At 68.5% G+C, this 19,673-nt stretch carries 22 protein-coding genes, 1 tRNA gene and 2 pseudogenes; 12 read left to right on the top strand and 13 right to left on the bottom strand.

Annotated features, from left to right (window positions below):
* Together ABD932_RS34045 and ABD932_RS34040 are read right to left on the bottom strand one after the other, a co-directional pair.
* A pseudogene (locus tag ABD932_RS34045) lies at nucleotides 1-294 on the bottom strand (acyl-CoA desaturase); the annotation flags it as partial.
* 275 nt (nucleotides 295-569) lie between these two features.
* On the bottom strand, nucleotides 570-1,319 hold the full coding sequence (locus ABD932_RS34040; RefSeq protein ID WP_345018833.1) for a hypothetical protein: 750 nt from the start codon (nucleotides 1,317-1,319) through the stop codon (nucleotides 570-572).
* Between the two features lie 126 nt (nucleotides 1,320-1,445).
* On the opposite strand from ABD932_RS34040, the gene ABD932_RS34035 reads away from it, so the two are divergent.
* The 8 genes from ABD932_RS34035 (at nucleotide 1,446) to chvE (ending at nucleotide 6,334) form a co-directional block, all read left to right on the top strand.
* Entirely contained in the window at nucleotides 1,446-1,877 is a 432-nt protein-coding gene (locus ABD932_RS34035) for an Asp23/Gls24 family envelope stress response protein (RefSeq protein ID WP_345018808.1), read from the top strand.
* A 38-nt stretch (nucleotides 1,878-1,915) separates the two neighbouring features.
* Complete coding sequence (locus tag ABD932_RS34030; RefSeq protein WP_345018806.1) at nucleotides 1,916-2,143, top strand: hypothetical protein; 228 nt, start codon at nucleotides 1,916-1,918, stop codon at nucleotides 2,141-2,143.
* Nucleotides 2,140-2,586 (top strand): Asp23/Gls24 family envelope stress response protein, encoded by a 447-nt coding sequence (locus tag ABD932_RS34025; protein ID WP_345018804.1) that lies wholly within the window; start codon nucleotides 2,140-2,142, stop codon nucleotides 2,584-2,586. Before ABD932_RS34030 ends, ABD932_RS34025 begins: the two co-directional genes overlap by 4 nt.
* A complete protein-coding gene (locus ABD932_RS34020; protein ID WP_345018802.1) occupies nucleotides 2,583-3,269 on the top strand; it encodes a DUF6286 domain-containing protein in 687 nt (228 codons plus the stop codon). Before ABD932_RS34025 ends, ABD932_RS34020 begins: the two co-directional genes overlap by 4 nt.
* Nucleotides 3,270-3,279: 10 nt before the next feature.
* Nucleotides 3,280-3,873: an alkaline shock response membrane anchor protein AmaP gene (amaP, locus tag ABD932_RS34015; protein ID WP_345018800.1), complete on the top strand. Its 594-nt coding sequence runs from the start codon at nucleotides 3,280-3,282 to the stop codon at nucleotides 3,871-3,873.
* A 438-nt stretch (nucleotides 3,874-4,311) separates the two neighbouring features.
* Nucleotides 4,312-4,482, top strand: coding sequence for a hypothetical protein (locus ABD932_RS34010; protein ID WP_345018798.1), 171 nt, complete (start codon nucleotides 4,312-4,314; stop codon nucleotides 4,480-4,482).
* 434 nt (nucleotides 4,483-4,916) lie between these two features.
* Nucleotides 4,917-5,195: a hypothetical protein gene (locus tag ABD932_RS34005; protein ID WP_425587556.1), complete on the top strand. Its 279-nt coding sequence runs from the start codon at nucleotides 4,917-4,919 to the stop codon at nucleotides 5,193-5,195.
* Between the two features lie 53 nt (nucleotides 5,196-5,248).
* Entirely contained in the window at nucleotides 5,249-6,334 is a 1,086-nt protein-coding gene (chvE, locus tag ABD932_RS34000) for a multiple monosaccharide ABC transporter substrate-binding protein (protein ID WP_345018796.1), read from the top strand.
* 140 nt (nucleotides 6,335-6,474) lie between these two features.
* On the opposite strand, the gene ABD932_RS33995 is transcribed toward chvE, so the two are convergent.
* The 3 genes from ABD932_RS33995 to ABD932_RS33985 all read right to left on the bottom strand — a co-directional run bounded on the left by ABD932_RS33995 (nucleotide 6,475) and on the right by ABD932_RS33985 (nucleotide 9,106).
* Nucleotides 6,475-6,597: a hypothetical protein gene (locus tag ABD932_RS33995; RefSeq protein WP_345018794.1), complete on the bottom strand. Its 123-nt coding sequence runs from the start codon at nucleotides 6,595-6,597 to the stop codon at nucleotides 6,475-6,477.
* Nucleotides 6,598-6,680: 83 nt separating this feature from the next.
* A complete protein-coding gene (locus tag ABD932_RS33990) occupies nucleotides 6,681-7,628 on the bottom strand; it encodes a hypothetical protein (RefSeq protein WP_345018792.1) in 948 nt (315 codons plus the stop codon).
* Between the two features lie 434 nt (nucleotides 7,629-8,062).
* A complete protein-coding gene (locus ABD932_RS33985; RefSeq protein WP_345018791.1) occupies nucleotides 8,063-9,106 on the bottom strand; it encodes a LuxR C-terminal-related transcriptional regulator in 1,044 nt (347 codons plus the stop codon).
* Between the two features lie 177 nt (nucleotides 9,107-9,283).
* Here ABD932_RS33985 and ABD932_RS33980 point away from each other — a divergent pair, with 177 nt between their 5' ends.
* Together ABD932_RS33980 and ABD932_RS33975 are read left to right on the top strand one after the other, a co-directional pair.
* Nucleotides 9,284-9,676 (top strand): hypothetical protein, encoded by a 393-nt coding sequence (locus ABD932_RS33980; protein WP_345018789.1) that lies wholly within the window; start codon nucleotides 9,284-9,286, stop codon nucleotides 9,674-9,676.
* Between the two features lie 384 nt (nucleotides 9,677-10,060).
* A pseudogene (locus tag ABD932_RS33975) lies at nucleotides 10,061-10,409 on the top strand (oxidoreductase); the annotation flags it as partial.
* Nucleotides 10,410-10,478: 69 nt separating this feature from the next.
* Here the strand turns inward: ABD932_RS33975 and ABD932_RS33970 are convergent.
* From ABD932_RS33970 to ABD932_RS33945, 6 genes are all read right to left on the bottom strand, one after another.
* Nucleotides 10,479-11,147 carry a glycoside hydrolase family 11 protein gene (locus ABD932_RS33970; RefSeq protein ID WP_345018787.1) on the bottom strand — a complete coding sequence of 223 codons (669 nt, stop codon included), beginning with the start codon at nucleotides 11,145-11,147 and terminating at the stop codon, nucleotides 10,479-10,481.
* Nucleotides 11,148-11,799: 652 nt separating this feature from the next.
* Entirely contained in the window at nucleotides 11,800-12,366 is a 567-nt protein-coding gene (locus tag ABD932_RS33965; protein ID WP_345018785.1) for a Uma2 family endonuclease, read from the bottom strand.
* Between the two features lie 502 nt (nucleotides 12,367-12,868).
* Entirely contained in the window at nucleotides 12,869-14,137 is a 1,269-nt protein-coding gene (locus tag ABD932_RS33960) for an MFS transporter (protein WP_345018783.1), read from the bottom strand.
* Between the two features lie 56 nt (nucleotides 14,138-14,193).
* Entirely contained in the window at nucleotides 14,194-15,315 is a 1,122-nt protein-coding gene (locus tag ABD932_RS33955; protein WP_345018781.1) for an ArsR/SmtB family transcription factor, read from the bottom strand.
* A gap of 382 nt (nucleotides 15,316-15,697) precedes the next feature.
* Nucleotides 15,698-15,770, bottom strand: a tRNA-Arg gene (locus tag ABD932_RS33950).
* A 361-nt stretch (nucleotides 15,771-16,131) separates the two neighbouring features.
* Entirely contained in the window at nucleotides 16,132-16,467 is a 336-nt protein-coding gene (locus tag ABD932_RS33945; protein ID WP_345018779.1) for a helix-turn-helix domain-containing protein, read from the bottom strand.
* 228 nt (nucleotides 16,468-16,695) lie between these two features.
* On the opposite strand from ABD932_RS33945, the gene ABD932_RS33940 reads away from it, so the two are divergent.
* Entirely contained in the window at nucleotides 16,696-17,817 is a 1,122-nt protein-coding gene (locus ABD932_RS33940; RefSeq protein ID WP_345018776.1) for a hypothetical protein, read from the top strand.
* Entirely contained in the window at nucleotides 17,814-18,485 is a 672-nt protein-coding gene (locus tag ABD932_RS33935) for a hypothetical protein (protein ID WP_345018774.1), read from the top strand. The genes ABD932_RS33940 and ABD932_RS33935 overlap by 4 nt, the downstream gene beginning before the upstream one ends.
* Nucleotides 18,486-18,602: 117 nt before the next feature.
* On the opposite strand, the gene ABD932_RS33930 is transcribed toward ABD932_RS33935, so the two are convergent.
* A complete protein-coding gene (locus ABD932_RS33930; protein WP_345018772.1) occupies nucleotides 18,603-19,004 on the bottom strand; it encodes an XRE family transcriptional regulator in 402 nt (133 codons plus the stop codon).
* A gap of 222 nt (nucleotides 19,005-19,226) precedes the next feature.
* Complete coding sequence (locus tag ABD932_RS33925; RefSeq protein ID WP_345018770.1) at nucleotides 19,227-19,418, bottom strand: hypothetical protein; 192 nt, start codon at nucleotides 19,416-19,418, stop codon at nucleotides 19,227-19,229.
* Between the last annotated feature and the right edge of the window lie 255 nt (nucleotides 19,419-19,673).

The following is a 19,673-nucleotide window of genomic DNA, read 5'->3' as shown; positions in this document are numbered from 1 at the left end:
GGCCCGGCGTCGCCGGAACACCTGACGGTGGGCCGCGTCATGGGCGAGCAGGGCGACCTGACCGAAGACAATGGCCAGGAAGACGGCGACCGCCAGTGTCCACCAACTGTCGCCGACGAGCACGACGGCGACCCACCCACTGACGTAGAGTCCGGCCACCACCGTGATCCGCAGTGCGTAATAGCCGGGACGGCGTCCCAGCAGGCCGGCATCAGCGATCTTTCTCGACAATCGGGCGAAGTCACTGCCTGATGTCTCGGAGGGCGAGGGACGGACCGTGGTGTTACTGCTCATGATGGTGAAACTCTCTCCGAAGGAGGCAGTGGAAGGCTCGGCGCCGCCTTGGGAGCCGCTGAGCCGGGCCGCAGGTAGGGATGCGCTGTCTCCGCTGTGGGAAGCGCATCGCGCGACCGCGGGAGCGAGGGGACGTTTGCTTCGTCAGCCGGCGGCTGCGCAGGCCCTCTGCCTGAATGCGGGTTCCCTGCCAGGCAGGTCTCACACCGTGACGGGACAGGGCGCTCAGCACGGTGACGGCCGAATGCGTAGAGCTGCCGTTGACGCCTGGCCGGCTAAGCCGCGGTTTCTGTGATGAGGACGGCGGTGGTGACCGGGCCCGGAGTGTCAGTGGTGGCTGCGTCGGCTACGGCGTCCCGGACGGCGCGGGCGACTTCCAGTGGATGGTGTCCGGGGGCGACCGCGAGGTGGACCTCGATGCGTCGGCCGGGTGGATCGTCATGGTCCTCCACCTTGACCGGGCGGCTTCCCAGCACGGTGGTGAGGTGGGCGACGCCCGGAACACCCGTCGCGACGTCCGCGAGCTCCCGGGCGGGCCCTTGCATGGATCCTGCTCCGGTCACCGGGGGCGAGCTTTGCGCGGCCGCCGCTTCCGGCTCCGACCACATGGCCCTCGCTGCGGTCCGCGACTTCACGTCTGTCTCCGGTCCCTCATGGAGATCCGTGACGCGTAGGTCGGCTGTCACGGCGGCCAGGCCGAGCCGTTCGGTGGCCGCGTCGAGCAGTGTGCTCCTCAACTGGGCCGCGGTCTCGGGCAGCGGCTGCTCGAGGGATGCTGTGAAGACGGCCTCGATCCTGAGCGGGCCAGGCGGTAGCGCGCTGGCCGGTGGACGGACGGCCGGCTCGGACACGGGCTCGAGCGGCGCCGACCCGATGCGCAGGGAGTCCAGCCACACACCTGGAATCTCAGCGGCAGCACGCCCGAGGGCCCGGACGGCCGCCCGCTCGGTGATCCATGTCCCGTCGTCGGGCCCGCCGAGCGGGAGCAGCCGACCTAGGTCGAGCCGGTGCCGTACTGCCTGCATCCACGCTTCGGTTTTCACCGGCCTCTCACCCTCTCTCTTCCAGCCGGCATTTAGAGCAGAACGCCCTAATGCGAATATAATCGGCATAAAGGTGCAATGTGGCCTTCCAGAGGGAGGAATGCCCTGATGACTGAGAACACCGGCGCAAAGTATGGCGGTGCGCCCGGTTCTCGTGGCCGGACGACCATCGCCGATGTGGTGGTGGAGAAGATCGCCGGAATGGCGGCACGGGACGTGCTCGGCGTCCACGCCCTGGGCAGCGGATTCGCGCGGTCGATGGGATCCATGCGGGAGCGGATGCCTGGCGCCGGTAGTGGCAAGTCCGTCACGCGCGGGGTCGATGTCGAGGTCGGAGAGCTGCAGGCGGCCATCGATCTGGAGATCGTCGTCGAATACGGCGTCTCGATCACGGACGTGGCCGGTGCGGTGCGGGAGAACGTGATCTCCGCGGTGGAGCGGATGGCAGGTCGGGAAGTCGTGGAGGTCAACATCACGGTCAGCGACGTGAAGCTGCCCGACGAGGAGGACGAAGGGGAAGAGCGGCAGCGGATCCAGTAGCCGGGGCGGAGCGGCCCGGTTGAGTGAAGGAGCGCGTGATGAGCAGGGCCGTGGTGGGCTTGATAGTCGGAATGACGCTGGGTTTCGCCGCGTATTTCGGGGATTTCTGGGCCTTTCTGCTGGTGCTGGGCCTGGGCGCCGTCGGTCTCGTGGTCGGGCGGTTCATGGAAGGTGATCTCGAACCGGGCGACTTCGTCCGCCGCCGAGACCGACAGGAGCGGATCCGCGATGACCGGCGCCGGGTTCGGGGAGACTGGCGGCAGTGACCGGTGAAGCAGATCGGCGTCCGGGCATCCCCCGCGGGGAGCGCGGCGCGATCACCGTCGCCGACCGGGTCGTGGCGAAGATCGCTTCCCAGGTGGCGCGGGAGGCGCTGAGCCGGTTCACCGAGTCGGCCGGCTACGTACCACCCGGCCGCAGGACGCCACGCGTGACCACATCCGTGCGGCGGGCGCCGGAGCGGGATTCCGCAGGACGAGACGCCGAATCTGCCGTCAAACCGCAGGCGTTGCCCTTCGAGGCACGGATGCGCATCACCGTCGAGCTCGGCTATCCGTCCGACATCGGGGCGCAGTGCGCCGCGGTGCGCCGGGAGGTCACCGAACGGCTCAGGACATGGGCCGGCATGGAGGTGTCCGACCTCGTGGTGTCGGTCGAGAGGCTGCACTCGGTGCACGCTCGGCACACGGACCGGGAGAGGGTGAGATGAGCGCGAACACCTGGCGGCAGCCGACCGGTGACAGCGGCCTTCCCCCCGATTCCGGCCAGGCGGCTCCGTCCGCCGATGGCACCCCGGGGGCGGCCGCGGGCGCGACGGCGGCGAGGGATGAACCAGGGCGGTCGGCGCGCCGCTTCTGGTCTTCGCGGCGGATTCCCGCGGCCTTGGCGGCCCTGCTGTCCGCCGCGGCCGTCGGATTGCTCCTCTACGACGTGGTCTCGGTGCGGGCAGGCCGGTCTGCGATGCGCTGGCGGCGGCGGCTCGCCGAGGAACTGGCCACACGGCCGCTGGACGACATCTGGATGATCGTCGGGGCCGCAGTGGCGATGGCCCTCGGCCTGTGGCTCTTCCTGCTGGCGGTGACGCCAGGACTGCGCAGGCTGCTGCCCATGCGGCCGCCCACCGGTATGCCCAGGACAGAGGAAGTCCGGGCCGGGCTCGACCGCCGCGCGGCAGCCCTGGTGCTACGCGACCGGGCCATGCAGGTGCCCGGTGTCCAGTCGGCGCAGGTCGCTGTCGGCCGCCGGAAAGTCAAAGCCCGGGCACGGGCACATTTCCGCGATCTCGAGGACGTCCGCACCGACCTGGACGCCACGCTGGGCGAAGCCGTGACGTCCTTGCGTCTCGCCCGGCCACCCACGCTGACCGTGCACGTCCGGCGCCCGAAGGGCTGAGGTGATCCCGATGCTCAAGACAGTGAACCGGGTGCTGCTGGGGCTTCTCGGCCTCGGACTGTTCGCCCTGGGCGGCGGCGTGCTGGTGGGCGGGTTGGATCTGCAACGCCACTGGGATTTCGGCATGCCGGGCTGGTGGCCCTTCCGCGGGCCGGACGATGTGGTGCTGGGCGCCGAGGGGCGCACCCGGTGGCGGGACGAAGGCTGGTGGTGGCCGACCGTCATCGCGGTGCTCGCCGTGCTGCTGGTCCTGCTGCTGTGGTGGCTCCTTGCACAGCGCAGACACCGTCTGGGCCAGGTCCTCGTCGACAGCGAAGACGGCGCGGCGGCCCGGCTCGACGGCCGCACGCTGGAAGACGTGATCGAGGAAGAGGCGCAGGCCCTGGACGGGGTCTCGCGGGCTCATGTACGGCTGACGGGCCGAAGTACCGCTCCCACCGCACGCGTACGGCTGTTGCTGGAGCCTCACGCGGATCCGGCTTGGACCCTGGGGCGGCTGAGCCGGGAAACGCTCGCACACGCACGAGACTCGGCCGGCCTGGACCGCCTCCCGTCGAAGGTCCGGCTCCGGGAAGTCCGCCACCGCGCCCAACGCGCCGCCTAGGCCCCCATGGGTCGAAGTCGTATGGGGGGTACCGGCTGTGAGTGAGGTGTCCCGGATTCCTGGAACCCGAGCGTCTTGGCCCGCAGAGGATCGGACGAGCCGTACGTCGCCTGCGCGCACCCGCGTCACTGTCGGCGAGCTCGCAGACACCGGCCACGCGGATGACGAGTGCGGCGAGCAGCACCGAGCACGGCCCTGCGACCGAGCGGTTGCTCACGAGCCCGAGGACGACGTTGTCGTTGGCATCATCCTGTGGCCGCCTGGGATCGGTGGGGCACGCTGTCGGCGGACCCCGCGACTCCTGGTAGCGGCCTGTGTGCCGGGCCGTCACGCACCACTCCTCGGCCGACGCGACCCCGAGCACGGTCACAGCGTGTCCCGCCGTGCTCAGGAGGCCACCCAGATCCCGCGTGGTTCCTTCCCGGGAGGCATCCCGTCATGGTCCTCTTCCTGACCCTGCTCATCGCCGGAATCGCTCTGGTCGCCATCGGCGCGGCCGTCGACGGCGTGCTCTATGTGTCGTCCGTCGGCGTACTCCTCCTCATCGCCGATCTGCTCTACCTGGCGGCCCGCTCCATATGGCGCTCCACTCGGCGCCCGGCCCGCTGAAGAACCCGGCCGCGGCGGCGGAGCCAAGTGCCGCCGAGTGTGCGGCCGTTCGGCGGTGCCACGGTGCCGGACCGACCGTCCGGCCGAGCCGGCACGGCGACGGCGGACGGGGCAGCGATCGGATCTCGAACCGGTCGCCGGCCGGGAAGCCGCGGTACTTTGCCAGGCGCGCCATCGGCGCGTCTCCGTCGGTCCGGCTCCACGACCTGTGTCACGGGGCTGCGCCGGCCCACGCGGCCGGCGCCGGTCGGTTCTGCCGCACGGGCCTCCGCCTCGCTCACGTGGTCCAGTAGGCACACCTTCCGTAACCGTTCCAGTTCGCACTGTTGACACCCCACACGCTTCCCCTTAACGTCGCGCCAGCATTTCGAACATGTGACTATATTTCGAACGTCGAAAGGCGAGTGCGCTGTGTGTTGCCGGAATCAGCACGCATGTGGTCGCAACGCGGCTCCGACTCGAACAACGTGCCGGGCCGACCTGACCCCGACGACCTCGGCCGCCATGTGCGGATCCACGAGGGCGCCGAGCTGATCCGTCACGGCTCACGGCCCTGTCTGAAGTTCGGTCTGTCCAGGCGCCCGGGGATCCGGCTGTGCGGCACCCGTCTGCGGGACCTGACCCTCGACACCGCCTCGGAGCGGGTGCGGCGCGTCCCACTCGTTCTCGACTGCCTGCCGACTGCTCGGCCCGCTCCACAGCTTCCCCCTTGACGCCTGATACGCCGTCATCCCCTCACCGACGAGAAGAACAAGGAACAATCACCATGTTCAATCGAAGAACCGTCCTCGCCGGAGGCGCCTCCCTCGCCCTCACCCTGTCCGCCTGCGGTAAGGACAGTGAGAGCGGCTCAGAGGACAGCTCCGAGGGCGGTACCGTCGGCATCGCCATGCCGACCCGGTCGTCCGAGCGCTGGCTCACCGACGGCAAGAGCGTCGTCGAGGGCCTCAAGGCCAGGGGGTACAAGACCAAGCTGGTCTACGGCGACGACGACCCGAAAGCCCAGGTCTCGCAGATCGAGAAACTGGTCCAGCAGGGCGTCGACGCACTGATCATCGCGGCCATCGACAACAGGTCGCTGAACGGCGTGCTTCAACAGGCCGCCGACGCGGACATTCCGGTGATCTCCTACGACCGGCTCATCCTCGGTACCAAGAACGTCGACTACTACGTTTCCTTCGACAACGAGATGGTCGGTCTGATCCAGGCCCACCACATCATCGCAAAGCTCGGGCTGGAGGACGGCAAAGGCCCGTTCAACATCGAGTTGTTCGCAGGCTCCCCCGACGACAACAACACCAAATACTTCTTCGACGGTTCGATGACGCACCTGCAGCCGTTTCTGGACAGCAGGCAGTTGGTCGTCCAGTCCGGCGAGACCGAGCTCAAGCAGATCACCACCCCGCGCTGGGACGGGCCCACCGCGCAAAAACGCATGAGCGGCATCCTCACCAAGTGGTACCGCAGTGAGAGGGTCGACGCCGTCCTGTCGCCGTACGACGGCATCTCGAGGGGCGTCCTGTCCGCGCTGAAGTCGGGCGGCTACGGCTCCGACATCAAGCCCCTCCCAGTCATCACCGGTCAGGACGCCGAACTGGCGTCGGTGAGGTCAATCATCGCGGGTCAGCAGTCGCAGACCGTCTACAAGGATGTCCGTCTGCTCGCCGAGGCCGCCACAACCATGGTCGACGACATACTCAAGGACAGGGTGCCGTGGGTGGACGACTCCACGAGTTACAAGAACGGCGTCAAGGCCGTGCCCGCAGTCCTGCTGCAGCCCGAGGACATCGACAAGACCAATTACGACACCCTTGTCGCGGACGGCTACTTCACCGCCGACGAGCTCAAGTAACGGCACGGCCTCTGCGTGACAACGCCTGCACGACGCTAGCCATAAGGCTGACCCAGGGCGCCGCCACAGTGGCCGAACAGCTCCCGGCCGCAGGCCTCTCCCTGGCTGGTGCACCATCAGAGGCCGTGTGGCGGTGGTCATCACGGTCCCGATCTGCTTGCTGCCTCGGCCACCTCGTCGTCAGCCGACTCGCCCACCGCCTCGGTGAAGGCGCCCAAGTCCACCTCTTCGACACCACTGGCGGTGGCTTGTCCGCACTCCATGGCCTCCTGGCGCCCTGCTCACCCCGCTGGAGGCGGCTCGACTGGACACGGAGCGGCAGCCACCGGGCCAGTCCCCGACGCTACTAGGCTCGGTTCTGGGCAAGCGCCGGGTTCTGGGTGGGGGTGTCGGTCGGGGCCGGGACGTCCTTCCCGGCGTTCTCCGGCGCGCCGAACCAGGCCACCGCGACCGCGCCCGAGACCGCCAGGACGAAGCCGGTCACCGCCAGCCAGGCGAAGCCGGGGCGTGAGGCGTCCCCCAGCCACCAGACGCCGATCATGCCGGGCAGCACGGTCTCGCCGACCACCAGCGCCGCCGTCGCCCCGTTCACCGAGCCGATCTGCAGCGCGACGGTGTGCAGGTACATGCCGCCGATTCCGGCGACCAGAATGGCGTACAGGGCCGGGTCGGTGAGCAGCGTGCCCAGGTCGAACGGATCGATCCCGTTCAGCACTCGCACGCCCACGCCGAGCGCGCCGAAGCCGAGACCGGAGAGCAGACCGGCCAGGATCGCGGCCCGGGCGCCGAGCAGCCGGACCAGGACCGTGCCGCCCGCCATCAGGAGCAGTGAGATCGTGAGGAGCCACCAGTGGGTGGTGATCGGCGTGTGCCCGCTGCCCTCAGCGCCCGCCGCGCTCGCGAGCAGCACCAGCGCCGAGCAGACGACTGCGATCGAGGTCCACTCCGCCCGGGTCAGCCGGATGCCGAGCAGCTTGACGCTCAGGACGGCCGTGATGATGAGGTTGGCGCTGATGACCGTCTGGGAGAGGAACAGCGGCAGCAGGCGGGCGGCGAGCGCGCCGAGCCCGAAGCCGACGAAGTCCAGGACCGTGCCGACGACGAACTCCCAGGTCATGGCGGCCTGGGCGGTGGAGGAGAGACTGGGGCCACCATGCGTGGTGACCTGTCCGGTGGTGTGCCCGGCGGCAGCCGCCTCGCGGCGGGCCGACTTGCGGGAGCCGACGGCCTGGAGGACGGAGCCCGTGCCGTAACAGATCGAGGCCGCAACGGCGGTCAGGAGTCCTATGAGCACCGAGCACTCCGTTCAGGGGGTGGTTTCTGGCTGTTCTCCCTGCCAGACGCGGGATCGACCGCCCGCGTTGCGCGGACCGGGTCTGCGTCGAGATGGACGTGAAGAAGGCCGTCCGGCATCTCGCAGGGGACGCGGCGTAACGATCAAGCGGAGATGCCCGCTGCGTGTTCACGCTGGAGTACGTACCTGCGCTGTTCGGTTACTGAGGTTCGGCGCGTGATGTCGTAGCAGGCCACGGGCTGCGACCGTCAGCAGCGGAGACACCACCACTGCGACCACACAGGACCGTCGGCCGCTCGGCGGTCGGCGCCCCACTCTCTCCACCTGAACGTCACCCGCAGCCGCCTCGGAGGCCTCACCCGCCAGGGCTTCCTCACCCAGCCTGGACGAGGTATCTACCAGAAACAGGCATAACGCCCTCCAGGGGTGAGGGCTCACGCTCCGAGGGCGCGTGCGAGGAGCATTCCCCGGGTGTTGGTCGAGGTCTTGGCGAAGATCGATTTGAGGTGGTCCTGCACGGTGAGCTCGGAGAGGGACATCCGGCAGGCCATCGTGTGGTTGTCGCCGCCCCTGGCCAGGTGACTGAGCAGGTCGCCCTCGCGGGGGCTCAGGGCGAAAGCCCTGGCGAACACCGCGAGCCGCTCGGTCGGTGAGGTCTCCTCGATGGTGACGGCGATGGCCCGCCGGGCCTGCGGAGCCGCGTCGCCGATCCGCGCGGCGCTCAGGGTCAGCCACAGGCCGTCCGCCGCGTGAACCCGGGAGCGCGGCGGGTGCGCATCGACTCCCGCCTCGACGGCCAGCAGCTGGGCCGCGACGTTGTAGGCGCTCGCGGGCACCGCCGGGCGGCCGTGCTCGGGCGGCACCAGCAGGCTCAGACAGGCGTAGGTCTCCGGGGTCTGGGCCAGCACGAGCAGGTCGGGGGAGAGCAGCAGCACGAGCGGACCCGGGCGCGGGGCGTGGGACGGTCGTACGACGAAGGTCCCCGCCTGGATGCGGCGCAGCGCCGTGGACACCGGGGCGGTGAGACGGGCCAGGTACGCGGCTTCCGCGGCGCTGAAGGCCCGGTCGCAGCGGTACAGGTCGAGGAAGCCCCAGCAGCCGAAGCGGTCCTTGAACACCAGCGAGGCGATGTCCCGCACGCCGTAGTCCCGCAGCAGTTCGCGCCACAGCAGGTTGCGGGAGGGGTCGGGGAGATCGCTCAGCAGAGCGACCCCGTCCAGTGCCGTCCAGCGGTCGAGCGCGGTCAGGTATTTCAGGCGGGTCATCTTGGGCAGTTCCGGCAGGCACGGTACGTCGGCGACCGGTGAGCAGCCCACGGATGTCTCGGGGTCGGTGAGAAGGAAGGCGTACGCGTCGAAGCCGGTGGCCGTCCGCAGCTCGTCGAGGAGCCGCACACGCAGGCTCCGGGAGTCGCAACCGGCCTCGCAGAGGCGGACGACACGCTCGTGCGACCGCGCGTAGGCGACAGGAACCGCCATGTTTCGAGCGTACGACGCAATTCCCCACATTTCTGGGATGGGCCGCGCCCCGGGCCGCCGTCCAGGATGGAGGGACCGGACCCAGGAGCAACGATGAGCAGCAAACCAAATCCCCCTGAGACGGCCGACCCCGTCGCGACACCTCGACGCAGGCTCGGAGCCGGCACCCCCTGGCGTATGGTCCTGGCCGCGACCGCGCTCGCCGCCACGGCCGCGCTCAGCACCGCCGCCCCGGTCGGGGCCCAGACCCAGCAGGGTCAGGTGGTCGTGTGGATCCACGACAGCTTTGGCGGCGGAACCGTCACCAGTCAGCCGGCCGGGATCAACTGTCATGTGGTGGCGTTTCTGAACCCGTATGAGAGCGAAGAAGGGCGCCCGGGCCAGACCGGCACGTGCTCCGCGAGCTTCCCGGTCGGAACGACTGTCACCTTCATCGCCACGCCCGATCCGGGTTCTTACTTCAACTACGCCGACCCACCTAGCCTGACCGTGGGATCACCCGGCTACAACACGGCCGGCATCTACTTCTGCCCGGACCCGGAGGCCAGCCCCTACTGCTGGTACTACTGACACTTCACGCACCACACCGTCGATGTGTGGTGGCGTGCAAGACGGTGTCGGACACAAGTACCGCATGCCGGCCGCCATGGTCGAGCAGGATGCCGGAGACCCGTGGCCCGGTCACCGGCATGGCGGCGGTGCAGTGGGCCCGCTCGGCAGGCCCCGTCATCGCATTCAGGTCCTGCTCAGGTGCCGAGGTGCCGGCGGAGCCACTGGCCCATCTGCTGGATGGCCTGGTCGGCCTCGGGTACGCGTCCCGCGCCCAGGACGAACGAGTGCTGTCCCTCGGGCAGTGGGTGGGCCTCGGAGGTGACCTTGAAGTCCGCGAGGCGACGGGCGAACTGGGCGCCGTCGTCGGCGAGGGTCTCGTATTCGCCGTAGTGGACGGTGGTGGGCTATCTGCTGACCCCCGGCATCCACTCCCAGGAGCACATAGCCGGGTGGCGCAAGGTCACCCACGCCGTACACGCGGCCGACGGGCGGATCGTCATCCAGCTGATGCCCGTCGGACGGATCTCCCACCCCGACAACACCCCGCATGGGCGGCAGCCCGTGGCCCCTCCGCGATCCGGCCGGCGGGCGTGATGTTCACCGCGTCCGGACCGCAGGAGATGCCGGTGCCGCGCGAACTGTCCACCGAGGAAGTCGCCTCGACCGTCGACGACTTCCGCCGCGCCGCCGCAGCCGCCATCACGGCCGGCGCGCCGACGGCGTCGAGATCCACGGAGCCAACGGCCCCCTCGGACGGCACGTTCGTCGTCACGGTCGCCGCGCGACGGCTGCTCCGCAGCCGCCCCCTCTCCGAACTGGCCTAGCTCACCGTGATGTTGGAGCTCCCGCTGCTCTGGTATCCCTCGGTGGCGAGGATCATGTAATAGCTGAAGCTCCCCAGGCGCATTCCGGCGCGGGCCCAGGCGTCGAAGTGGTTGCCGGTGGTGATGGTGCCGCCGGTCCGCTTCGACTGCCGGACGCTCCAGTACTGGTTGAACGTGCGAATTCCTTCGACGGACGGGGCGTTGTAGCGCGTGGTCTGGTAGATGTCGTACGTGCCGCCGTCGCTGGTGACAGCTCCTTTGTACGTTCCCGTGGGCCGGTAGGTGCCCCAGTTGTCGACGATGTAGTACTCGACGAGCGGGTTGGACGTCCACCCGTAGAGAGTCAGGTAGCCGTTGCCGGACGGGTTGAAGCTGCCGGAGTAAGTCACGGTCCGGCGTGAGCCGTTGCTCCAGCCCTTGCCGGCGACGAAGTTCCCGGTGTTTCTCCACGAGGTGCTGTAGTTGCCGCCGGAGTTCAGGGTCATGGAGACCGTGCCCTGGCTGTCCGTCCAGAACGAGTAGTAGTACCCGTTGTTGGTTCCGGTCTGGTTCGTGGTGATGACCGTGGCCGCCTCGGCGGTGCCGGGCAGGGCCAACGTGGCTCCGGTGGCCAGCAGCAGGGTGCAGACGCTGCGGCGCGTCGGGTGTGCGGGTCCGTCGTTCATGAGCGTGCTTCCTCCTCGTCCTCGTAAGGCTGACGGGGGCTGGGCAACTTGTGTCGACGGGTGGTTCGTGCCAGCCCGCGTCGACAGTGGTTGAGCTCTGTCAACGGCCAACAGTTTTGATATGGCCCTGCCAACTGTCAATAGTTTCGACATTGATCCCGAAACATTCGATCAGCTAGCAACGTTTTCGGAGGGTGTTCAGCCTGTTCATAGCTGTGATCGATGGAGTGAATCGATATGTTCGTCGCCGACCGCGATTGCGAGATCAAATTTCCAACTTCGGCTCTTCGAATGTTTCGAAGAGGATTTCCTGTCACGCGCGAGAGGTGTGCATGGCCGGGAAGCAGCGTGGCCCGGTATCGCGCAAACGGCCCCGGACGAGGAGTCCGAGGCCGAGTGGAACGCCTCCCTGGGGGAGCAATCCCAGGTCAGGGACTTAACGCACGGTGCCCCCGGCGGGATTCGAACCTGCGACACCCGCTTTAGGAGTGGGATCGCTTCCTTGCCGGGTGGTGCCTGGTACGGCCGCGCGATGCTGTTTCCCCTGGTCAGAAACGCGCGGCGAGCCATTTGATCCGGCTCATGCCGCCCTGTATCGGACCGCCCGCTCACGCATCGCTCACGCGCTGCCGGCTGCTGAGCAGCGCGTGGGTCAGATCTGGCCGAGGTCGATCTCCACCGGGAAGGGGGCCGCTACCTTGATGACGCCGGTGAACACGTCTCCGTCCCGGTAGGTCCTTGTCGCGGGGTCGAGAACGTAGGTGTACACGAGAGGAACGCCTGTCGCGGCCTGCTCGATCCGCCAGTAGAAGCCGATGCCTGCCTTGGCGTACTGGTCGACCTTCACGATCCGGTCGGTGGTCTCCGATCCTGGTGACACCACCTCCGCGACCAGCAGCACGTGCTCAGGGCGGGTGGGGGTGATGTCGATCGTGTCTGCGCGGTACACGATGACGTCCGGGCGGCGATTGGTGAGCGGGACGTCCTGAAGCCGGATGTCGAAGTCAGTGTCGGCGTTCCACTCCGGACCCGCGGCGGCATCCAGAGCATTCGCCAGCATCCGGGCCAGCCGGTTGTGCCGCTTGGACGCACTCGGACTCACGACGACCATCCCGTCCACGATCTCAATGCCGGCGCATTGCTCCTCGGACCAGGACTCGTACTCCTCCGCCGTGATCTGCTCATGCATCCACGCCGGGGCCACCATCTCGGCCGTCATGAAGCACCTCCCGGACACTGTGCTGCGGGCCCGATCCCGCTGGATTCAGCGTACTGTCTGCCCCGTCCAGCACGCCGATGTCGCTCACACCCCCGCCCTGTCGGCCGGCATCCGCCGCCAAAACTGTTGGGCACTCCGCCGGGCCTACTTGGTGAAGCCCTTGCGCGGAACTTTGTGATCGTGGATCGCGGTTCGCCTCATGCCCGGCCGACCAGCGTCGTCACCCCAGGTCGCGGAGCCCTCACCTGCGCCGTAGAACGGTCGTATGAGGCTTCGCCCGCCTGTGGAACCGATGCTGGCGCAAGTCCGCGACAGCGTGCCCGCGCCGGGGGCGCTGCCTGGGGGCTCGTTCGAGCCGAAGTGATGGACAGGGTTTGGTGTTGTCCGTTGTTCACTTCTGAACGCCTGATGGGCCCCTCTTGATGATGGCCTCAACATGCTCGTTGTCAGGCTGCGGCGACCGTGTCCTGAGCTGACCTGCGCACAGCGATGATCCGCGCAGTCACTCCGGTTCGGCCGCGATCACCGCTGTCTCTTCCGACGCCGCGACGCTTGCCGTGCCGTCGGCCGCGGCGAAGGGCTCCCGACCGGGCTGCCGTGCGCCGACGCATGCGAGGGTGAGCGTGGCGGTCACGGCCAGGACGACAACGGCGGCTCCCGAGAGCAGGAAGGCGTTCGCGACTCCGGCGAGGGTGATGGCGGTCGAGGCCACAAAGGGGGAGATCGCCAGCGCTCCTGCCACCCCGGCCTCCCACAGGCCGAGCGCCTTCGCCAGATGATGGCTCGGTATGCGCTGCTGCACCAGTGCGATCAAGGGAATGTCCGTGAGGGCCGAGGCCAGCCCCGTGGCGGTCAGGAGAACCGCCGCCACGGCGGGGGAGGTGACCGTTCCCAGCGGAGCCCGGAAGATCCCGAGCAGGGCCCACGCCAGCACCGCGGCCAGTGCGAGCCTGCGGATGCGCAGGCCGGCCAGGAGCAGGGCGCCCACCACTTCGGCGACCCCGGCGACGCCGAGCAGCAGGCCGTACTGGCCGCCCTGTCCCACGACCGCGACAAGCCCGACGGTCAGGAAACCGTTGGTCAGGGCGAGGGCGAGCACGAAGGTCACTATGACCACGAGTACGTCGGGAGCGGCCCGCACGGTCCTGAGCCCGGCGCTGAGATCGGACCACAGCCCCGTCTGACCGCTGGTCGGGGCGGGGCGGGTCACGCGGATGGCGGCCACGGCGGCCGCCGAGCCCAGGAAGGTGAGTCCGTTCACCACCAGCGCCGACTGCAGCGAGCCGAAGGCCAGCAGCGGCGCGAGCATCAGCGGGCCGACGAAGAAGGCGGCCCGGAAGGCGACTTGCAGCAGTCCGTTGGCCTGCTGGAGGCGGTCGTCCGGCACGATCTGCGGGACGATGGCGTTGCGGGCCGGGGCGAACGGGGCGCCGATCAGCGCCAGCAGCGCCGTGGTCGCCACGAGCAGGGGCAGGTTCAGCAGGTTGAGGGAGAGCAGGACCGAAGCCACGGCCACCACGGCGACCCGGGCCAGGTCGGTGGCGATCATCAGCTTCCGGCGGTCGCGGCGGTCGGCGTACGAGGCGGCGACGAAGGTGGCCACGAACGCGGGCGCGAACGCGGAGACGCTCACCACGGCGACGGCCGTGGGGTCCTTCGTCAGTGACCAGGCCAGCCAGGCGGTCGCGGCGGTGTACAGGCCGTCGCCGAAGCGTGAGATGCCCTGACCGGCGAAGAGAAGCAGGAAGTTGCGGTCCTTCAGCAGTGACATGCGGCCACTGTCGGGGCCCGTCGGGCCCTTGATCCACTTATTAGGCAGATGGCTAATCAGTCGTGCTCAGTCACCTCGCCGTCGCCGTGCAGGAAGCTCTCCAGGCTGGGGGTCAGGCCCGCCACCTGTCCGGGCGCAAGCCGATACAGGACGTAGTAGCCCTCGCGGCGGCGCTCCAGCAGGCCCGCGTCCGCCAGCACCCGCAGGTGCTTGGACAGGGCGGCCTCGCTGACGCCGACGAGCGGGGCCAACTCCTGCGTGCTGCGCGGGCGTTCGGCGAGCAGTCGCAGGGCGCGCAGCCGGGTGTCGTCGGCGAGCGCGCGGAGTGTGCCGACGAGCCTGGTCGGCGGAATCCTCGGGCGGGCTTCCCGGACGATCGAGGAGACGGGGAAGACGAGCCCGAGGGGCCACGGACCGTCGCAGTTGACGCGCACGTGCGGCCACACATAGGCGCTGGGGGCGAGCACGAATGTGTCGTCCGGGCCGATGGCGACCTCGTGGTCGTGCGGCCGCTCCAGCCAGAAGCGTTCGGCCTGCCGGTCGCTGCGCACCTCCGGCCACAGGCCACGGAGCATCCCGTACAGGCCGCGCTGCTCGATCTGGTGTCCGGCCTCACTGACGCCGGCGGCGAGTTCGGGTTCGAGCCGTGCCCATTCCTCCTCGAACGCCTCCCGCCAGTAGCGCTCCAGCATGCTCAGGAACCGTTCGAGCAACGCTCGGGGATCGTCGAGGAGCATCGCGGCCATCGCTTCGTCGCTTTCCCGTGCGAGGCGCTCCCGCAACAGGTCGCGTACCTCCGGTTCGTTCAGCACGTGCGGATCCCTGCCCTTGCCGCCGCCCGGCCAGGGTGTGAACAGGGGGACGGCGAACTCCAGGCGGACCAGCTCCGGATCCGCCCCGCGCAAGCCGGCCAGTTCGTCTTCGAAGTCCGCCAGTCCGCCGGTCGGCTGCGGAAAGAGAAACTCGGGGAAGTACGAGCGCACCGCGTAGGAGAACGCCTCGATCTCCCGCTTCAGCGCCGGGGACAGCTTGCGCATCGCACGCACCCAGCCGTGCTGGACGGGGTGGTGCTTGGGCTCCACCAGCACATGAAGACTCAGTACGGCTTCCATCGTCGGCGAGTAGGCGAACCCCACCCGCTCCGCACCACCGGCAGGGACCCGGAACACGATCGTCATGACCCGTCATCCTTGCCTCACGGCATCCGCGACGGGAGCCGCGCCGCGCCGCGTTCTCAGCCTTCGGCCTACACCGATGTTGGCCCACGCGGCCGGGGCCGGGGCCGACCTGAAGGACATCCAGGAGATGCTCGGCCACTCCAGCCCGGCTCGTCCCGCGCGCCGCGCCACCCCCGAGAACACCACTCCCGCAGAGGAGCCAGAGCCCGCCGACGCGGAGAAGCCCGACAGGAACTCCGTGCCGAACGGTGCTGATCCGTTGGGAGGCACACGGGAGATCAACTCCCCATCCGCTCACGCAAACGGCCCCGGACGGGGAGCCCGAGGCCGATTAGGAGCCCTCCCTGGGGAAGAAACCCCAGGTCAGAGCGGCAACGCGTTGTGCCCCCGGCAGGATTCGAACCTGCGACACCCGCTTTAGGAGAGCGGTGCTCTATCCCCTGAGCTACGAAGGCGGGGGCTTGTAAAAAACCTTGGAGAAAACCCAGTGAGTGGATCTTCGGCCGAGGCGTACAAGCCCGCTGGTCAGTGGGGGTGCGCTGGTGCTCGCGACGGTTTCCCGGGCGGACATCCTGCGCGACCTGACCGCTGACGTGAACAGCGTAGCGGATTGGGGCGGAGCGGAGGCGTGGAGTACGGGGGGTGGGGCGTTGCGAAGGGTTTGACCTGCAGGTTTCTGTGCAGAGCTGGTTGGTGTTCGTCTCGGTCTGTGCGTGACGGAGGCTCGGTTTGTCCGTTCCGTCACCGACGTGGAGCCGAGGTCGTTACGGGTGTCGGCTTGACTGCCGCCGGCCTTTCGCGGCGGAGCCCGTGGGGTCAGATCACCTGACGCCTGGCTGATACCGAAGCGCGAATCGCTACGGGGCCGGGCCAGAGTCGATGGTCGAGTGCGTCCTCCAGTCGTGTCAGGGTGCCGATGTCCGGCAGGACGTCGCCGTTGAGAACTCGGGCGACGGTGGAATGCGCGACACAGGCCACGTCGGCCAGTCCGCGAAGCGAGAGCTTGCGGGAGCGCATGGTGCGGTTCAGGTCGCTGGCGAGGAGCAGTCCGCAGTGGGCGCTCAGTGGAGCGTCGTGGGTCAGGGTGACCTCCGGCCAGTCTCCGCCCGCTACGCAGTACAAAGGGTGCTTATCGTTGTTACTGCGCGGCATGCGCAGATCGCGCCAACGAGCCACGATGGTGGATCAACTGGCAGTGGCGCCGCTACAGGGCCATCCCACGCTGTCCAGCCGAGGGCGACGGCTGGCTCGAGATCCCTCACCCCACGCGAACCCGCCCGCTGGATGCCCTTCTCATCGTTCCGGGGCCGCAGTGAACCTCGTGCAGGACCTTTCAGCATGCCGAGCAAGTGCACCAACGATCCTGATGGAGAACCTCTCGTGACCGGCCAGGACCTCGACGCTGTGCTGCCCTCCGAATTCCTTCTCACGGCGATGGCCGACTGCGGCCCGGAGGACCCCGTGGTACGGCTGGCGGCGCAGCAAGTCCGGTCGGATCAGCCCCGATACGACCGCTCCGCCCTCGCCGAGGCTCTGCTGTTGGGTCCCCATGCCGAGGAGGCGCCCCCATGGCTTCTGGAGGCAGCCGTGGCGGCGGACCTGGAGGCCGAGAAGGAATCGCCCCACTTCGATCGTCGACCGACCCTGGTTGCGCTCGCCCTTGGGCACCCATCGTGTCCGGCATCCCTGCGGGACCAGGCACTGAAGCGCTGCACTGCTGAGCAGTTGGCTCAGCTCGGTAGCCCACGCGCCGCTGAGCGGCTGGTCAGTGCGGTTGCCGAGGAAGTGCGAGCCCGGGGCGGCACACCGCCGCCGATGACTCCCCGACTGCTGGAGGCCCCAACCCAGGCCCAGATCGTGCTACGGCAAGGCCCGCTGCACGACCTGGTGTTCGCGGCAGCTCGCGACACGCTTCCCACGGCCCCCGACCCCGGCAAGCGGGCCGAGGGAGAGGACGCCGACGACTGGCTGGAGCGTCACACACGGGCGTATGAGGCATGGGCGAGCATGTGGCGCCGGATACTTGAACGAAACCCGGACCGCCACCGGGAGCTCGTGGAGTGGTCCAAGCACACTGACGCCGAGCGGACGGTCCGCGACGAGTTGCTGGGCACTCTTCCCTGGTCGGTCGAGCCTGAGCTACTGACCGAGCTTGCCACGGCCGACCTTGGGCGCTTCCCTTACGAACTGCTGCTGGCCCAGGCCTCCCGCATGCGCCGCGATGGGTCGGACAATCAGCAGGTACTGGATTGCTTCGCTGCGGAACTGTCCGCCCTGCCGGACGAGGAGCAGGTCCGCCTCCGCCGCTTCCCGAGCCGTGAGAGCACCACGCTGCTCGAGATAGGGTGCGAGGCCCCCGTCACCTGGGTGCGGCATGCCGCATCCGGAACCTGGCGTCACCTGCTCAACCCGGGGCAGGCCAAGGACGGCTACCGGCCGGTGCACTGGCGGGCCCCTGCCACTGGGTCCGCCCGATCGTCCGGCATGCGCGGAAACGGTTGAGCCCCCACCAGCGCGGCCTTCAGCCGCGTTACGACCGGCGTCGCGAGCTCGAGGAGATCCTCGACACGATCGAGCGCGTCCTTGCCGATCCGCCGCCTGCCGTCGGCGCGGATCGTCGCCGGAGCGCACTCGGCGCCCCGGGCGAGGTGACCGTGCGCGAACTGGCCGCTGTCCCGGCACAGGCTCTGAGCGAGTACCTGGACCGGCATCCCGGCGACGACTCCCTCGTGGAGAAGGCTCTCCTCGCGTGTGCCGCGAGAGTGCACCGGTCCGACGACGACTTCGAGGACGTACTGCGCCAGCACGGCTCCCCGGACACGGTGCTGCTCCGTCTCACCGAGGGCCTGCGTGGGAATCTCGGTGGCGGTCCGCCGTGGCGCCAGGCCTGGACCCGTCTGGTCCTGGCCAGGCGGGACATCACGTCGGAACTGGTACGTGCCCTGCCGGCCTGGTCGGTGCTGCGTGCCCGGGGTGATCGTTACGGAAGCACACATCCGGCTGTGATTTCCGTAGTACGTGAGGCCCTGAGCGCCGATCAGGATGCGTGGGTCCGGTTTGCGGCCTGCCCGGCCACTTACTCCGGGCCGACCGCCTGGCTGCGCCTCGGTGAACTGCTGGATGCGGCTGCCGCCGGAGCATCTTGGCCGAAGCCCCCGGGGAGTCGATGAGCGGCCCGGCACCGAGAATCTGCGCCTTCCCCGCGGCGCGTGGCTGTGCCGCCCCCCGGCCTTGTCTGCGGAGCGGCACAGAAGTTTGCGCTGCCCTGTGTGTCCAACTGCAGTGAGTCAGCCACCGTCGACGTAGGCACGTGCGGCGACCATGACGTCCTTGAAGCGCCCCTCAGCGATCACGGTAAGAGGGGCTTCGTCCTCGAGCTGGGGGTTCATCCCGATCATCCAGGCACGTGCTGTGTAGAGGCTCTCAGCGTCCTGGATGAGTTGGAACACCTGCAGGGCGGCGCGGAGACGGTCTTCGGCTTCCTGGCGCGGTGCTGAATCGCCCGAAGCCCACTTGCCGACCTGTCGGGGATCGTTGATGTTGGTGATGCGAGCGGTCAGGCGCTGGCCGAGGTTGTCCTGCAGGAAACGGGCGATGTCCGCGATGGACATGCGTACCGTGGCGGCGTGGGCTCGCTCGGCGCTTGCTGCACTTTTGGCGGCTGCAGGATTGTTGGCTGTGGTGGCCATGGTATTTCCTCCCTCGTGTTCTGACTGCACGCCTGGTCGGTGGCCGACTGGTCGCGTGTCAGGCAACGGGTGCAGGACTTGATTGCGGACAACTCGGCCTGCCGCACGTCCGATGGAGTGCAGACGCGGGCTCGGCGCCGCTGACTGATGTGACGCTTCTGAAAGGTGGACCCGCGGGGAAGCGTGACCTCTGCGGATCATGACGGCGCTAGACGCCTGTGGTCAGCATCGCTGCATGCCGGTCTCGGAGACAGATCCGGTGCTGGGCTGACTGAGGGGGTGCAGGCTGTGCAGGAGCTTGTTGCGACGCCAGTTGCTCGGCTGGCTGGCCTGCGGAGCGCCGTCAGGAGGTATCAGCGCGATCGCAGGTGCGGCGATGGCGGCTGCTGGTAACTGGTGGCTGACTGTGTTCATGGTCCCTCCCCAATAGTTCATGAGTTAAGGCTACCCAGAATCCACCTCTAACTCCACCGTTTTTGCGCTAACTTCTGCCGTCTGAAGGGCCGTCAAGATCACTTCACCGAAGCAACGTTGGGGCGCTGAAGTGCAGCTTCGTTCCATCCTGTTGCCTGATGGCGTCAGGTGGTCACTGACGTTTTCCTTCGTTCGGGCTACGCGGCTGATGGAGGTTTCAAGGTGGATACGAGTGGGAGATGGCGAGTGTGGTGC

Origin of the sequence: Streptomyces shaanxiensis, from assembly GCF_039537145.1 — a bacterium.
Lineage (GTDB): Bacteria > Actinomycetota > Actinomycetes > Streptomycetales > Streptomycetaceae > Streptomyces > Streptomyces shaanxiensis.
This window is presented reverse-complemented; position numbering and strand designations above follow the sequence as displayed.